This is a genomic window from Treponema pectinovorum (genome assembly GCF_900497595.1).
Lineage (GTDB): Bacteria > Spirochaetota > Spirochaetia > Treponematales > Treponemataceae > Treponema_D > Treponema_D pectinovorum.
The window spans coordinates 80,030-94,482 of the sequence record NZ_UFQO01000003.1; the positions used below are offsets into that span (position 1 = coordinate 80,030).

The window sequence follows — 14,453 nt, forward strand, 5'->3', positions numbered from 1 at the left end:
ACCAGATGGCTCTTAAAGTTTTTAAACCATACACTGCCGGAACACGTACTCGCATTGATTTGGTAAGAGAAGAACTGACAACAGATAAACCCGAAAAAAGTCTGGTATCAGGTCTCAAATCACATGCAGGTCGCGGACAAGGTGGACGTATTTCTGTACGTCACCAAGGTGGTGGACATAAAAGAAAGTATCGTATAATAGACTTTAAACGAAATAAGCACGGAATCCCGGGAACCGTAAAGTCGATTGAATACGATCCTAACCGAACTGCAAATATCGCTTTGATTTATTATGCAGACGGCGAAAAACGCTATATTATCGCACCTAAAGGACTTATTGTTGGACAGAAAGTTATGTCTGGCGATAATGCTTCTCCTACTGTTGGAAACGCACTTCCACTCGAAGTAATTCCTGTGGGATTCACAGTTCACAATATCGAGTTGACTCTCGGTCGCGGTGGACAACTTGCTCGCTCGGCTGGTGCATCTGCATTGGTTGCTGCAAAAGATGGTGAATATGTAATAATTCGTCTTCCTTCAGGTGAAACTCGTCGCATTCTTGGTAAATGCTATGCAACGATTGGCGTTGTTGGAAACGAAGAACTTATGAATACGCAACTTGGTAAAGCAGGTCGCAGTCGTTGGTTGGGTATTCGCCCAGCAGTTCGCGGTATGGCTATGAACCCTGTTGATCACCCACTTGGTGGTGGTGAAGGTGCTGGAAAAGGACATCATCCTGTTACACCTTGGGGACAGCCTTGTAGAGGTTATAAGACTCGCAACAAGAGAAAGCCTTCTAACCGTTTCATTGTTTCACGCCGTAAGAAGAAGTAGGAGTAGTTAACAATGTCAAGATCAGTTAAGAAAGGACCTTTCATTGAAAAGAGTCTTTATAAGAAAGTTAGTGAAATGAACAAAGAGTCTGACAAGAAGATGATTAAAACATATTCTCGTTGCTCTACAATCATTCCAGAAATGGTTGGAAACACAATAAGTGTTTACAACGGAAAAGCATGGATTCCTGTATATGTTACGGAAAATCTCGTCGGACACAAACTTGGCGAATTTGCTCCAACCCGTACATTTAAAGGACATGGTGGCACTGACAAGGGTGCTAAATAAAGGTGGGTACGATGGCAGAGAAAAAAGGTTATGTAGCCACTACAAAATTCCTGATTGCATCTCCAACTAAGGTTCGCCCTGTTGCAAATGTAATCAAACAGAAGTCATGCTCAGAAGCATTGGCAATTCTTGATAATATGCCGCAGAAAGGTGCAAATCTGATTAAAGGAACTCTTAAATCAGCAGTTGCAAACGCTCTGTTCATAAACAAGAAACTCGATGAAGATATGCTCTACATAAAAGAAATTCGTATTGACGAAGGTCCAAGACTTAAGAGAGTTTGGTTCCGCGCTCGCGGTCGTGCTGATCAGCTCTTAAAACGTATGTGTCATATCACCGTCATTGTTGACGAGAAGGCGGGGGAATAAAAGTGGGTCAGAAAGTAAATCCTATCGGTTTGCGTCTTGGAATTAACAAGACTTGGCAGTCTCGCTGGTATGCTAGTCCTCGTGATTATGCAGACTTGGTTCTTGAAGATATAAAAATCCGCAAGATGGTAACTGCGTTGCCAGAGTGTCAGAATGCAGATATTGCAGAAATCGAAATTATTCGTCACCCTCAGCGTGTTACTATTGTAATTCATACAGCACGCCCAGGTGTTATTATTGGTGTAAAAGGTGCAAACATTGAAAAAATCAGTGCTGAAATTCAGGCACAGTTGACTAAAAAGGTTCAGATAAAAATCAAAGAAGTTAAACGTGCTGATATAAATGCATCTCTTATTGCACAGAATGTAGGACGCCAACTTGCTGGTCGCGGTTCATTCCGCAAGGCTCTCAAGCAGGCTTCTTCAAATGCTATGAAAGGCGGAGCACAGGGAATTAAAATTCGTTTGTCAGGTCGTCTTGGTGGCGCAGAAATGAAACGCTCAGAAGAACACAAAGAAGGTCGTGTACCTCTTCACACTCTTCGTGCAGACATTGATTACGGCACATTTGAAGCTCATACAACATACGGTAAAATCGGTGTAAAAGTTTGGGTTTATAACGGCATGAACTACGGTAACGAAAAAACCGAAGATGCTGGACAGATTGTTCGTAAGCCTCATCACGATCGTTCTCAGGCTTCTGAAGACAAACCTAGAGCAAAACGCCCTGCTCGCGCAGCAGATTCTTCAAAGGAGTAACATAAATGCTTAGTCCTAAAAGAGTTATACACCGTAAGGTACAGCGTGGCAAATCAAAGGGAAATGCTACACGTGCAAACAACATTGACTTTGGAAAGATTGCTCTCGTAGCACTCGAACCAATCTGGTTGCAGGCTCGTCATATCGAAGCTGCTCGTGTTGCAATAAACCGTAAGCTTGAACGCAAGGGAAGTGTGTGGTTACGCGTATTCCCTGATAAGCCAATCACAAGAAAACCATCGGAAGTTCGAATGGGTAAGGGTAAAGGTGCTCCAGAATTCTGGGCAGCTAACATAAAACCAGGAGTAATCTTGTTTGAAGTTGGAGATATAGATTTGAAACTTGCTGAAGAAGCATTAAGACTTGCAGCAGACAAACTTCCAATCAAAACAAAGATTGCCTATAAACCAACTATTGACTAAGGAGTAAGATATGGCTAATTCAAAGAAAAAGAATGTAAAAGAAATGTCTTACGCCGAGTTAGTGGCTGAACGCAATGACATGAAACAAAAATACATGGATCTCCGTTTTCAAATGGTGATTGGTCATGTAGATAATCCGATGCAAAAGCGAACAATGCGCCGCCAGATTGCGACGCTCAATACGCTCATCCGTGCAAAAGAAATTGCCGGACAGACCAAGTAGGAGCTAACCCGTGGCAGAACAGGAAGTTCAGACTAAAAAGGGAGCAAAGCGTTCTTTTGTTGGTATTGTAACAAGCGACAAAATGGATAAAACCGTCGTTGTTTCAATAGATACAAAGAGAATGAATCCTCTCTATAAGAAATACGTTACACAAACTAAAAGGTGTAAGGCACATGATGAAAAGAACGAAGCTCACGTTGGTGACAAAGTTCTCATCGTTGAATGCAGTCCAATCAGCAAAGATAAATGCTGGAGACTTGCAGAAATCATCGAAAGGGCTAAATAGGCTAAAGGAGTTATACAATGCTGCAGATGCAATCAAAATTGACTGTTGCCGATAACTCCGGAGCTAAAATAGTTCAGGTTATCAAAGTTCTCGGCGGTACTCACCGTCGTTATGCTGGAATCGGTGATGTTGTTGTTGTAGCAGTTAAGGAAGCACTTCCTACTTCTACAATAAAAGAAGGTACAGTTGAAAAAGCTGTAATCGTCCGTGTATCTAAAGAATACCGTCGCCCTGATGGAACATATATTCGCTTTGACGATAATGCTTGCGTTATCGTTGATGCTGATAAAAATCCAAAAGGAAAACGTATATTTGGACCTGTTGCCCGCGAACTTCGCGATATGGATTTTATGAAAATCGTATCACTTGCTCCGGAAGTACTGTAAGGAGACTCAATTATGGAAAAGAAATTTAGAATCCGTAAAGACGATACCGTACAGGTAATCGCTGGAAAAGATAAGGGTAAACGCGGAACTGTTGTTCGTGTAGTTGCTAAAAAAGATGCCGTAATCGTTTCAGGCGTAAATATGGTAAAAAAAGCAATGAAAAAGCGCAGTCAGCAGGATCAGGGTGGAATCGCAGAGATTGAAGCACCAATCAATATTTCTAATGTTGCAATGGTTTGCAAAAAATGCGGTCCTACTAAGATTGGATATAAAATTGACGGCGACAAGAAAATTCGTGTTTGCCGTAAGTGTGGAGAAGCACTGTAATGGATAAGTACGTACCACGGCTTAAGAAAGTCTACAAGGACACTATCGCTCCTGAGCTCTTTAAAGAACTCGGTTACACATCCGTAATGCAAATTCCTGCCGTTAAAAAGGTAGTTGTGAGCATGGGTGTTGGCGAAGCTCTCACAAACAAGAAACTCCTTGATGCCGCAGTAACTGATTTAACTCAGATTACTGGACAGCATGCTGTAAAAACTAAGGCAAAAAAGAGTATTGCTAACTTTAAACTTCGTGAGGGCAATGAAGTTGGTGTAATGGTAACATTGCGCGGTAACATTATGTATGAATTTTTGGACCGCTTAATCAATGTTGCATTACCTCGTGTAAAGGATTTCCGCGGAATAAAATCAACAGGTTTTGATGGACACGGAAATTTCTCTCTTGGAATTACGGAACAGATAATTTTCCCAGAAATTGATTTCGATAAAATCGTAAAAATTGCTGGTATGAACATTTCTATCGTAACAAGCGCTCGCACAGATGCAGAAGCTCGTGCATTGCTGACCAAGTTCAATATGCCTTTCAGAAAGTAGGTGAGGATCAATGGCTAAGAAATCAATGGTTATCAAAGCAAATCGCACACCAAAGTATAGCACTCGTCGCTATAACAGATGTCAGATTTGTGGTCGTCCACGCGGTTACTTGCGCAAATTTAAAATTTGCCGTATCTGTTTCCGCAAGTTAGCAGGTGAAGGCCTTTTGCCAGGCGTTACAAAATCAAGTTGGTAGTGGAGGAGAATAGAAATGAGTGCATCAGACCCAATAGCAGATATGCTCACTAAGGTTCGCAACGCAGTTCAGGCTCGCCACGAAAAAGTTGATGTTTCTACATCAAAACTCAAGCTTGAAATTGTTAAGATCCTTAAAACAGAAGGTTATATAAAGAATTTTAAGAAAGTTCAGGAGGAAGGTCATTCTATAATCCGTATTTTCTTAAAGTATGATGAATCAAACGATTCGGTTATCCACGGTATTGAAAAGATTTCAACACCTGGTCGTCGAGTTTATTCAGGTTACAAAGATCTGCCACGTGTTCTTAATGGATACGGAACATTGATCGTTTCTACTTCTTCTGGCGTTACAACTGGAAAGAAAGCAAGCGAAAAAATGGTTGGTGGAGAACTCGTTTGCAAAGTTTGGTAATAGGAGGAAGATATGTCAAAAATCGGTAAACTTCCTGTTACTATTCCAGCAGGAGTTACAGTTACAGTAAATGCAGGTGAAATTGTAGTAAAGGGACCAAAAGGCGAATTAAAGCAGCATGTAAATGATTGCGTTAAATTCGAGGTAAAAGATGGTACTCTCACAGTTACTCCTGTTGATGAATCAAAAGCGGCAAGGGCTTCTCATGGTCTTTATCGTGCTTTGGTTTTTAATATGGTAACTGGTGTTACACAAGGTTTTTCAAAAACTCTCGTAGTAAATGGTGTAGGATTTAGATCTGAAGTTCAGGGAAAGCACTTGGTTATGAACCTTGGTTTTTCTTCTGACTTTATCGCTGTAATTCCAGATGGACTTACTGTAACTACAGATGCTAGTGGCAAAGTTACGATTTCTGGTGCTGACAAGAAACTTGTTGGTGAATTCAGCGCACAAATCCGTAAACTTCGTCTCCCAGAGCCTTATAAAGGAAAGGGAATTCGTTATAGTGATGAAATTATCAGACGCAAGGTCGGAAAGACTGGCGTAAAATAAGGTGTAGCATAATGTTAAAGAAACTTAATGATAAAGCAAGAAAGCGCCTTCATCGTAAGGTTCATATCCGTAAATCAGTTTACGGAACTGCTGCTCGCCCACGTATGACTGTAACGCGCAGCAATACAAACCTTTACGCTCAGGTTATTGATGATGACGAAGGTGTAACACTTGCTTCAATTTCCACTTTGGAAAAAGAATTCGCTGAATTGAAAGCTAATATTGGCGATGCAGCAAAACTTGGTGAAGCGTTTGGAAAGCGTCTTCAGGACAAAAAAATTACAACTGTAGTTTTTGACCGCAACGGATATCTGTATCATGGTGTTGTTAAGGCACTGGCAGATGGAACCCGCAAAGCAGGTATCATTTTCTAGGAGAGTCGAATGGAACGCCAAAACAAGTTCGAAAGAGAAAGAGAACAGAAAGAATTCGTTGAAAAACTTGTTAGACTGAATCGTACAGCGAAAACCGTAAAAGGCGGACGCCGCATGTCATTCTCAGCTCTCACAGTTGTAGGCGATGGAAAAGGCCGCGTTGGATACGGATTTGGAAAAGCAAATGATGTATCCGAAGCTATTAGAAAGAGTATTGATAAGGCAAAAAGAAATTTGATTACAGTTCCTGTAAAAAATGGAACTCTCCCACACGAGATTCTTGGAAAATACAAGAGTTCTTCAATTTTTCTAAAACCTGCTTGTGCTGGAACCGGAATTATCGCTGGTGGTCCAGTGCGTGCAATTATGGATTCGATTGGAGCAACTGATGTAATTTCAAAATCACTCGGTTCTTCAAGCCCTGTCAATGTTGTAAGAGCAACTTTTGAAGCACTCCAGAATCTTATGGATGCAAAATCGGTTGCTGCAAACAGAGGTAAATCTCTACAGGAAATGTGGGGTTAATCATGGCTAAAAAAATAAAGGTAACTCTTGTAAAGAGTACAATCGGTCAAAATCCATCTAAGGTTGCTACTGTACGCAGCCTTGGACTTAAAAAGATTAGCTCTTCAAATATTTTGGAAGCAACACCAGCCATTCTTGGAATGGTTAATGCTGTATCACACCTGGTTACTATTGAGGAAGTAAAATAATGGCAGATTTCATATTGAGCGCACCAGAAGGTGCAAATAAGAAAAAACGCATTGTTGGTCGCGGTTCTTCATCAGGTCGTGGAACAACTGCGGGTAAAGGAAACAAGGGACAGCAGTCTCGTTCTGGTGGAAAGACATATATCGGTTTTGAAGGTGGGCAGATGCCACTTTATCGCCGTATTGCACATCGTGGTTTCTCAAATTACCCTTTCAAGAAAGAATTTGTTGTAGTAAACACAGTTCTTCTTGAACAAAAATATTCAGATGGCGAAACAGTAAACAAGGAAACTCTTGTTGCTAAAGGTTTAATCGCTAAGGTTGACTCTTTGGTAAAAATTCTTGGTACTGGAAATTTAACAAAAAAACTTACAGTTGATGTAGATAAGGTTTCTGCTTCTGCAAAAACTAAAATCGAAAGCGCTGGGGGCTCTGTTAAAACAGCTTCTGAAGACAACGCTAATTAAATAAGTACTGGAGACACACATGGCAAACAATCCGATTGTAAACATGTTTAGAATTAAAGAGTTGCGTAATCGCTTGCTCTTTACTTTAGCTATTCTTGCAATATACCGTCTAGGATGCGTGCTGACAATTCCTGGAATCAACGCTGAAGTGCTTGTCGCTTATTTCAACAATCTTGCAAAGAGTGGTGAAAACGCATTTGCCAGTTACATGGACTTTTTTGCCGGTGGTGCATTCTCTAATTTTTCTGTGTTCATGCTCGGTGTAATGCCGTACATTTCAACACAGATTATTTTGCAGTTGGCGCTGATTATCTTCCCTTCTCTTAAACGCATTGTTCAAGAAGATGGTGGTCAGCGTAAATTTGCAACCTGGACGAGAATCGGTACAGTTTTTGTATGTTTGATTCAGTCTCTGGCTGTAACTGTATATGCAAATAGCATTCCAGGTGCAATCATCTTGGAAAGCGACCTTGCATTCAGACTGCTTGCAATGCTCACTGTTACTACAGGTGCTATGATTACCGTTTGGCTTGGTGATCAGATTACAAGCCGTGGTATCGGAAACGGAATTTCAATTCTCATTTTTGCCGGTATCGTTGCTCGTCTTCCTCATGCTGTAATTGAACTTACACAAAAAGTTCGCAGCCATGAAATCAATGCCGTTGCTGTAATCGTTGTAATTTTGATGTTTTTTGGAATTATTGCGCTTGTAGTTTATGAACAGTCCGGCGAACGTAAAATCCCAGTTCACTATGCTAAGCGCGTGGTTGGACGGAAGATGTACGGTGGACAGAGTACTTATATTCCATTCAAAATAAATCCGTCGGGGGTTATTCCTGTAATTTTTGCATCATCGTTTTTAACATTCCCGTTACAGATTGTTTCTAGTATTGGTAGCAGCAAAGCTTCTGCTGGTTGGATTTCAAAATTATCCTACATACTGCAACCTACTGGAGTTACATACAACGTTTTGTTGGTACTTTTAATCGTATTTTTTGCATACTTCTACACACAGGTAACCCTGAACCCCACAGAAATCGCGAAGAATATAAGAGAAAACGGAGGTTCTATTCCAGGAATCCGAACCGACAAGACTGAAGAATACATGCAGAAGGTTTTAAACCGTCTCGTGTTGCCAGGCTCACTCTATCTTGCTGCAATCGCAGTTTTGCCAACTATCATCCAAACACTCTTTGGATTCCCTCAGTCAATAGCAATGTTGATGGGTGGAACTTCATTGTTGATTTTGGTAGGTGTTGACCTTGATACTATGAGTCAGGTAGAAGCACTTCTTAAAATGCACCACTCAGAAGGTCTTGTTAAGAAGGGGAAATTACGTTCAAGAAATCTATAGAATTCATAAAAAATTAAATTTTTTCTTAGGAATTCTATAGAACAACAAAGGGAATATATGGTAGATTAGATAACTCGAATTGTAGTTCATTGCGAATTGCCATGATTCGAGAGTAAATATCATACTTTCCCTAGGGGGACTTTTATGAAAGTACGAACCAGCGTAAAGCCCATCTGCGATAAGTGTAAGGTTATAAAAAGAAACGGAGTTATCCGCATTATTTGCATAAACCCAAAGCATAAGCAGAGACAGGGTTAAGGAGTAACAGATGGCTCGAATTGCGGGAGTTGACCTCCCTAATAAACATGTCGTTGTTGCATTGACTTATATTTACGGTATCGGTCGTTCATCTGCAAAAGCGATTTGTGAAAAATGTAAGATTAATCCTGAAAAAATGTTGAATGATTTGGATCAGGATGAGCAGGCAAAACTTCGTTCTGTAATCGATACAGAATACAAAGTTGAAGGACATCTTCGCTCTGAAATTGGTCTTAACATCAAACGTCTTATGGACATTGGTTGCTATCGTGGTCTTCGTCATCGCAAAGGTTTGCCTGTTCGTGGTCAGCGTACTCGCACAAATTCACGAACTCGCAAGGGTAAAAAGAAGACAGTTGCTAACAAGAAAAAGGCTGTCTGATAGGACGGAGGATTTAATTAATGGCTACCGTAAAAAAACGAAAGGAAAAGAAGAGCGTATACGAAGGAAACGTATATATCCAGGCTACGTTCAACAATACTATCGTAACAATTACCGACTTAAACGGAAATGCTCTTTCATGGGCATCTTCTGGCGGACTCGGCTTTCGTGGAGCGAAAAAATCAACTCCATTTGCTGCACAGACAGTTACAGAAACTGCAGTACAGAAAGCTGTAAGTTATGGTCTGCGTGAAGTTCACGTATTCGTAAAAGGTCCAGGAATGGGTCGCGAAAATGCTGTTCGTGCTCTTGGAACTTTGGGACTAAAAGTAAAATCGATTTCCGATGTTACTCCAATCCCACACAACGGATGTCGTCCACGCAAAACTCGCCGCATGTAGTTAGTTTTAGTGATGAAATGGATGTTCTTTGTAATATCCATTTTTATCATTAAATCTGCTCAAAGGTTTGTAAAAGTTAGGTTTTAATCGGGAATATTCCTGAGTAAAAGTATTTAGATGGCTGGTCTTTTGACTGGTCGTTATAGATGGCTCTTTGTTGAGCGTAAATAAAAGGAGTTCAGATGGCACGTAAAAACCTCTTGAAAGGTTTCAAAAAACCAAAGGGTATTACATTTGAACATCTCGAAACAAATCCAAATTATGGAAAATTTACAGCATATCCGTTTGAACCAGGATTTGGTACAACGATTGGAAATACACTCCGCCGAGTGCTTCTTTCTTCAATTCAGGGATATGCGGTAACTTCTGTAAGGATTACTTCATACGATGCTGAGGGTGTACCTCGTGTAATTCAAAGCGAATTTGATTCAATAGCAAATGTTTCAGAAGATACACTTGAAATTTTGAACAGCCTAAAGATGATTCGCTTTAAGCTTGCTAACGACGCAGAGCAGGATACTCTCCTTTTTGATTTTAAAGGTCCTGGAAAAGTAACAAGCAATGATTTTGAAAAAGAAGGGCAATTAGAAGTTCTTACAAAGGATGTTCCTGTATTTACAATGATGGAAGGTGCAAACCTTAGCATTGAATTTCAGGTTGACCTTGGAAGAGGTTATGTCCCTGCAGAAGTAAACGGTAATTATGTAGAAATTGTAGGCACCATTCCTATGGATGCAATTTTTTCTCCTGTTCGCAAGGTTAAGTATGCTATTGAACCTTGTCGCGTTGGTGAAAGAAACGACTACGATAAATTGGTTCTTGAAGTTTGGACTGATGGTACGATTTCTCCAGAAGATGCGCTTGCTGAAGCAGCAAAGATTGCAAAAGATCATTTTTCAATTTTTGTAAACTTTAGCGACAACGATGTTTCAAGTTCAGACGATATGGATGAAGGTGATGAAAGGGTTCGTTCCTTGCTCAATACTCCTGTAGAAGAACTGGAACTTTCTGTTCGCTCTTCAAACTGTCTTAAAAATGCAAATATCCGTACAATCGGAGAATTGACACGCAAGACAGAAGATGATATTGCCAAAACAAGAAACTTTGGTAAAAAATCTCTTACTGAAATTAAAGAAAAGCTCCTTGAATGGGGTCTTACACTTGGAATGACAGATTACAGTCATCTTAAGAATGTAAATTTGGCAAATCCAAAGCAAAAGGAAGAATCCGATGAATCATAAGAATGGTTTTAATCCTCTTTCGCGCACGACCGCACATCGCCGTGCAATGTCGCGAAATATGGTAACTTCACTTTTCAGATTTGAACGCATTACGACTACAAGTGCTAAAGCAAAAGAAGTTCGTAAGGCTGCTAAAAAATTGATTACACGCAGCAAGGTTGACTCTGTACACAACCGCCGTATTGCTGGAAAGTTCATTCAAGATGAAAAGATTTTGAATAAACTTTTTACAGAACTTGGTCCAAGAATGAAGGATCGCAAAGGTGGTTACACTCGTATCCTTAAAATAGGATTTCGTCAGGGTGATGCTGCAGATATGGTTATTCTTGAATTGGTTGACTACAAGCTTCCAACTGAAGAATCTAAAGAAAAGCCAGCAAAGGCTGTTAAAAAGGCAGAACCAAAATCAGATGCTTCTGAAAAACCTGCAAAAAAGCCTGCTGCAAAAAAAGCACCAGCTAAAGCAAAGACTGCAAAAGCAGCTCCTGCTGCTGAAGAAGCAAAATAAGGAGTTAACTTATGTCTAAAGCACATCGCGGAACCGGTGTTCGTACCGAACCAAGCCACGGACGTGGAAAATGCCCACGCTGCGGTAACGAAAATATCAAAACTCTCTATGAAAAAGAGATTGACGGTGCAACTGTAAAAGTATGTAAATTCTGTAACGCTGCACTTAAAAATGCTGCAAGAGTAGAAGCAAGAAAAGCAAAACCTGCTGTGGCAGACGCTCCTGCAACTGAAGAAGCACAAGCTTAATGTAAGCTTTTGTGCTCTACGCCACCCTTCGTTTTTGTAAGGGTGGCTTTATTTTTTTTTAATCGATATGTGTGCAATATGCACAAAAAAATCCCCAAATTTTGATTTTATTTTCAACTTCTCTTAATAAAATTAGCGTTTGCATTTATTTTTCAGGCAATTGACAAGTTAATCTAAAGATGAGGCTTTTATTTCAAAATGATTTTTATCATTTTGACTTAGAGACAATTTACAGTTTTAAGTTTTCTCCGACTTTTGCAATTTCGACTATTGCAGATGATATTTGTTGAGTTCCTGCAGTTGTATCCTGGAGCTGACTTGAAATTGTTGATGCAGCAGAAACTTGATCTGTTATAGACGCTTTTATGTTTTCTGAAAGACTAGAAATTGTCTTTATCGCTTTATTTGTCGAAAGAATTACTTCTTCAACCTGTTTTGTGTTTTCTGTATTTTTTTCTACCAAATCTTGAATTGCTGAAGTTGAAGAAACCGTTTGTGCAGCCAAAGATTTTACTTCTTTTGCAACAACGCTAAATCCTCTTCCGGCATCTCCAGCATGAGCTGCTTCGATAGCGGCGTTTAAAGCGAGTACATTTGTCTTTTCTGCAATGTCGTTTATCATGTGAATCGCTTTTGTTATTTCGTCAGTGCTCTGAACAAGAGTTGTTATAGAAGAGCTTGCTTCTGTAATCATCTTGTTTGCTACATCTACTGTCGAAGCCACAGTGTTAATGTTGTCGGAGATATTTTTGATATTGGATGTTGTTGAATCCATCGATTTTGAAATTGAATTGATATTTTCAAAAATGCGCTCCGAATGTGTCGATACGACGTCCGCTTTTTCTGTCATTGCATGCATCGTATTTTCTAACACAGCACGGCTTTTTATCCGTTGTTCCAATAAAAGTGCGCTGTTAAGAGAGCATGAAATTTGATCGCGCAGGGTTGAATATGCAATTCCGTTGTCATCTAACGACTCAAACACGATATATCCCAAATAGCGATTTTGATAGTGTAAGGATTCGACTTCGTAAATTGCAAAGTCTCCGCTGTTATTTATGGAATCTGGAATTATTTCGGAAGTATTGAAATTTAATCCACCTTCTGGAAGTGCAATGTGTTCACCTTTTTTTACTGCAAGCACAAGGCGGCTTGTTTGAGGAATTTGCTTGTTTTGCTCCGTGTATTTGCAATCGTTGTAAAGTGCAACATAGCAACCTGTCATTCCAAGTTTTAAAATTGATTTTTCAATCAATTCGAGGAGTTTTGGAATATCTGAGCAGGAAAGAATATCTGTGCTTATCTGGCGCAAAACTGCTTCTTTTCTTGTTTCTAAAAGGTTTGCCTGTTTTTGAATGCGACTGTCAATTTCATCAACAAGAATTCTAGCCTGTTGGAAAAGATTTTCTGCCTTTGCATAAAACGAATTTAAAGAAGTTAATTCTTGCAAAAGAGAAATCCTTGTTGTAGAAATCATATTTTGCCAAACAAAAAACTCTTTTGATACTTTTGAAAATTTATTTAATCCTTTTGAAATCGTTTTGATGAATGCAGATTTTGAATTTCCGTTTAAGCACTCTCCAATCAACGAGGAAATGTAACTTCCTGCAAAATCTTTAAAAAACTCTAAGCTATTTTGATTTGAAAAACGATCTTCCTGCGAAAGTTTTATTATTTTTTCTTTTAATTGATTTTGCCATGTACTAGTTTGTAATTTTTTTATGATTTGAGATTCATCAACTTGGGCGTCTTCATTATTTTTTGCCTTAAAAAGACCTTTGCTTCTTGCCGATGAATCGTTTGCATTTTTTATGTTTTCAAAATAAGCATTTTTTACGGAAAGCGAGGTGCAACCGCAAGATTCACCTGGAACGAGTTTTGTTTTGTATTTAAATTCCATCTCGTATGGTTGGTTATTAAAGATTGCCTTAAGCGTTTTGTATGCTTGAACACCCTGCCCGTAAAATGGCATTTCCACAGAAGTTATAGACGGATTTGACCAGGCTGCATCTTCAGTTCCGTTAAATCCACAAACTGCAACATCGCTTGGAATGTCGTAACCTCTTCGCTGCAATTCTTCCTGCGCTCCAATGGCAACATTGTCGCCTACGCCAATTACTGCTTCAAAATCTGTGCCGGGTTTTAATCCCCTTTTTAAAAATGTTTCTATGCCGTTTGCGCCATCTTTTAATGACCAATATCCACATTCGGAAATTAAATCTTTTCTTACGTCGAGATTGTGTTTTTTTAGACCTTCAAGGTATCCTTCATATCGTTCGCGTGCATATACGTGATTTTCTGGCCCTCGAATAAACGCTATTTTTTTGTAGCCATGAAATTCTACTAGATGGTCTATCAATTCTATGATGCCTGTTTTGCAATCTGTTACGATGAGAGGTTTTCCTTCAATTTTAAAAGTCATGCAAACTAGAGGAGTTTTACTAAAACGCTTGTAATAATCATAGGTTGACTGGTCAACATCGGATGAAGCCCAAGAGATTATTCCTGCAAAAGTGTCGTCGTTTATAAGCTCATAGATTATTGAACCTGGTCCCTTGTTTAGAACTGGACCCCTAAAAGTGATTAAAGGCACCTGATCCTTTTTGCATTCAGAAACGATTCCTTTCCACATGTTTCGCCCTGTTGCATCGATTAAGGAGCGAGTTAAAAAAGTTATAATTTTTTTATTCATTTAGTGTCTCCTACACTTTTCAGAAAATGAGCGAATTTATCTTATAGGACGAATCTTAAAACAATATAAAATATTCAATTATACTAGCGGATAAGCCAGTCACTTTTGAACAAAAAATTTAATGCAAGCTTTTACTGTTATCTAATATTCCGTGTAGCAAACGATATTACTGATTTTTATATCTTTACTAAAATTGAAAAAATAATTAGGATTT

General features: G+C 39.4%; 26 protein-coding genes. 24 read left to right on the top strand and 2 right to left on the bottom strand.

Going from position 1 to position 14,453, the window contains the following annotated elements:
• The first annotated feature begins 5 nt into the window (after positions 1-5).
• The 21 genes from rplB (at position 6) to rpsK (ending at position 9,550) form a co-directional block, all read left to right on the top strand.
• Positions 6-833 (top strand): 50S ribosomal protein L2, encoded by an 828-nt coding sequence (gene rplB / locus FXX65_RS05025; protein ID WP_147613193.1) that lies wholly within the window; start codon positions 6-8, stop codon positions 831-833.
• 12 nt (positions 834-845) lie between these two features.
• A complete protein-coding gene (gene rpsS / locus FXX65_RS05030; protein WP_147613192.1) occupies positions 846-1,121 on the top strand; it encodes a 30S ribosomal protein S19 in 276 nt (91 codons plus the stop codon).
• 11 nt (positions 1,122-1,132) lie between these two features.
• A complete protein-coding gene (rplV, locus tag FXX65_RS05035; RefSeq protein WP_147613191.1) occupies positions 1,133-1,489 on the top strand; it encodes a 50S ribosomal protein L22 in 357 nt (118 codons plus the stop codon).
• Between the two features lie 2 nt (positions 1,490-1,491).
• Positions 1,492-2,247, top strand: a complete 756-nt coding sequence (gene rpsC, locus FXX65_RS05040; protein WP_147613190.1) for a 30S ribosomal protein S3 — start codon at positions 1,492-1,494, stop codon at positions 2,245-2,247.
• A gap of 5 nt (positions 2,248-2,252) precedes the next feature.
• Positions 2,253-2,669 (top strand): 50S ribosomal protein L16, encoded by a 417-nt coding sequence (rplP, locus tag FXX65_RS05045; protein WP_147613189.1) that lies wholly within the window; start codon positions 2,253-2,255, stop codon positions 2,667-2,669.
• Positions 2,670-2,679: 10 nt separating this feature from the next.
• Positions 2,680-2,892 (top strand): 50S ribosomal protein L29, encoded by a 213-nt coding sequence (rpmC, locus tag FXX65_RS05050; RefSeq protein WP_147613188.1) that lies wholly within the window; start codon positions 2,680-2,682, stop codon positions 2,890-2,892.
• A 10-nt stretch (positions 2,893-2,902) separates the two neighbouring features.
• Positions 2,903-3,178 (top strand): 30S ribosomal protein S17, encoded by a 276-nt coding sequence (rpsQ, locus tag FXX65_RS05055; RefSeq protein WP_147615366.1) that lies wholly within the window; start codon positions 2,903-2,905, stop codon positions 3,176-3,178.
• A 17-nt stretch (positions 3,179-3,195) separates the two neighbouring features.
• Complete coding sequence (gene rplN / locus FXX65_RS05060) at positions 3,196-3,564, top strand: 50S ribosomal protein L14 (RefSeq protein WP_147613186.1); 369 nt, start codon at positions 3,196-3,198, stop codon at positions 3,562-3,564.
• Between the two features lie 12 nt (positions 3,565-3,576).
• Positions 3,577-3,891 (top strand): 50S ribosomal protein L24, encoded by a 315-nt coding sequence (rplX, locus tag FXX65_RS05065; protein WP_147615367.1) that lies wholly within the window; start codon positions 3,577-3,579, stop codon positions 3,889-3,891.
• Positions 3,891-4,442, top strand: a complete 552-nt coding sequence (gene rplE / locus FXX65_RS05070) for a 50S ribosomal protein L5 (RefSeq protein WP_147613184.1) — start codon at positions 3,891-3,893, stop codon at positions 4,440-4,442. The genes rplX and rplE overlap by 1 nt, the downstream gene beginning before the upstream one ends.
• A gap of 10 nt (positions 4,443-4,452) precedes the next feature.
• The gene (locus FXX65_RS05075) at positions 4,453-4,638 is read left to right on the top strand and encodes a type Z 30S ribosomal protein S14 (RefSeq protein WP_147613183.1); all 186 of its coding nucleotides are present in this window, start codon (positions 4,453-4,455) and stop codon (positions 4,636-4,638) included.
• Between the two features lie 15 nt (positions 4,639-4,653).
• The gene (gene rpsH, locus FXX65_RS05080) at positions 4,654-5,052 is read left to right on the top strand and encodes a 30S ribosomal protein S8 (protein WP_147613182.1); all 399 of its coding nucleotides are present in this window, start codon (positions 4,654-4,656) and stop codon (positions 5,050-5,052) included.
• A 12-nt stretch (positions 5,053-5,064) separates the two neighbouring features.
• Positions 5,065-5,604, top strand: a complete 540-nt coding sequence (rplF, locus tag FXX65_RS05085; RefSeq protein ID WP_147613181.1) for a 50S ribosomal protein L6 — start codon at positions 5,065-5,067, stop codon at positions 5,602-5,604.
• 11 nt (positions 5,605-5,615) lie between these two features.
• Positions 5,616-5,978 carry a 50S ribosomal protein L18 gene (gene rplR, locus FXX65_RS05090; protein ID WP_147613180.1) on the top strand — a complete coding sequence of 121 codons (363 nt, stop codon included), beginning with the start codon at positions 5,616-5,618 and terminating at the stop codon, positions 5,976-5,978.
• A 9-nt stretch (positions 5,979-5,987) separates the two neighbouring features.
• Entirely contained in the window at positions 5,988-6,503 is a 516-nt protein-coding gene (gene rpsE / locus FXX65_RS05095) for a 30S ribosomal protein S5 (protein ID WP_147613179.1), read from the top strand.
• 2 nt (positions 6,504-6,505) lie between these two features.
• On the top strand, positions 6,506-6,691 hold the full coding sequence (gene rpmD / locus FXX65_RS05100; RefSeq protein ID WP_147613178.1) for a 50S ribosomal protein L30: 186 nt from the start codon (positions 6,506-6,508) through the stop codon (positions 6,689-6,691).
• Positions 6,691-7,155, top strand: coding sequence for a 50S ribosomal protein L15 (rplO, locus tag FXX65_RS05105; RefSeq protein ID WP_147613177.1), 465 nt, complete (start codon positions 6,691-6,693; stop codon positions 7,153-7,155). Before rpmD ends, rplO begins: the two co-directional genes overlap by 1 nt.
• A gap of 19 nt (positions 7,156-7,174) precedes the next feature.
• The gene (gene secY / locus FXX65_RS05110; RefSeq protein ID WP_147613176.1) at positions 7,175-8,509 is read left to right on the top strand and encodes a preprotein translocase subunit SecY; all 1,335 of its coding nucleotides are present in this window, start codon (positions 7,175-7,177) and stop codon (positions 8,507-8,509) included.
• A 144-nt stretch (positions 8,510-8,653) separates the two neighbouring features.
• Complete coding sequence (gene rpmJ / locus FXX65_RS05115) at positions 8,654-8,767, top strand: 50S ribosomal protein L36 (RefSeq protein WP_147615368.1); 114 nt, start codon at positions 8,654-8,656, stop codon at positions 8,765-8,767.
• A gap of 10 nt (positions 8,768-8,777) precedes the next feature.
• Positions 8,778-9,149, top strand: coding sequence for a 30S ribosomal protein S13 (gene rpsM / locus FXX65_RS05120; RefSeq protein WP_147613174.1), 372 nt, complete (start codon positions 8,778-8,780; stop codon positions 9,147-9,149).
• Positions 9,150-9,169: 20 nt separating this feature from the next.
• Positions 9,170-9,550, top strand: a complete 381-nt coding sequence (gene rpsK, locus FXX65_RS05125) for a 30S ribosomal protein S11 (protein WP_147613173.1) — start codon at positions 9,170-9,172, stop codon at positions 9,548-9,550.
• 6 nt (positions 9,551-9,556) lie between these two features.
• On the opposite strand, the gene FXX65_RS05130 is transcribed toward rpsK, so the two are convergent.
• On the bottom strand, positions 9,557-9,739 hold the full coding sequence (locus tag FXX65_RS05130; RefSeq protein WP_147613172.1) for a hypothetical protein: 183 nt from the start codon (positions 9,737-9,739) through the stop codon (positions 9,557-9,559).
• On the opposite strand from FXX65_RS05130, the gene FXX65_RS05135 reads away from it, so the two are divergent.
• The 3 genes from FXX65_RS05135 to FXX65_RS05145 are packed head-to-tail and all read left to right on the top strand — an operon-like array spanning position 9,733 to position 11,547.
• Positions 9,733-10,791, top strand: coding sequence for a DNA-directed RNA polymerase subunit alpha (locus FXX65_RS05135; protein ID WP_147613171.1), 1,059 nt, complete (start codon positions 9,733-9,735; stop codon positions 10,789-10,791). The two genes, FXX65_RS05130 and FXX65_RS05135, sit on opposite strands and share 7 nt — an antisense overlap.
• Positions 10,781-11,299, top strand: coding sequence for a 50S ribosomal protein L17 (gene rplQ / locus FXX65_RS05140; protein WP_147615369.1), 519 nt, complete (start codon positions 10,781-10,783; stop codon positions 11,297-11,299). Before FXX65_RS05135 ends, rplQ begins: the two co-directional genes overlap by 11 nt.
• 11 nt (positions 11,300-11,310) lie before the next feature.
• Positions 11,311-11,547, top strand: a complete 237-nt coding sequence (locus FXX65_RS05145) for a hypothetical protein (protein ID WP_147613169.1) — start codon at positions 11,311-11,313, stop codon at positions 11,545-11,547.
• Between the two features lie 229 nt (positions 11,548-11,776).
• On the opposite strand, the gene FXX65_RS05150 is transcribed toward FXX65_RS05145, so the two are convergent.
• The gene (locus FXX65_RS05150) at positions 11,777-14,239 is read right to left on the bottom strand and encodes a methyl-accepting chemotaxis protein (RefSeq protein ID WP_147615370.1); all 2,463 of its coding nucleotides are present in this window, start codon (positions 14,237-14,239) and stop codon (positions 11,777-11,779) included.
• Between the last annotated feature and the right edge of the window lie 214 nt (positions 14,240-14,453).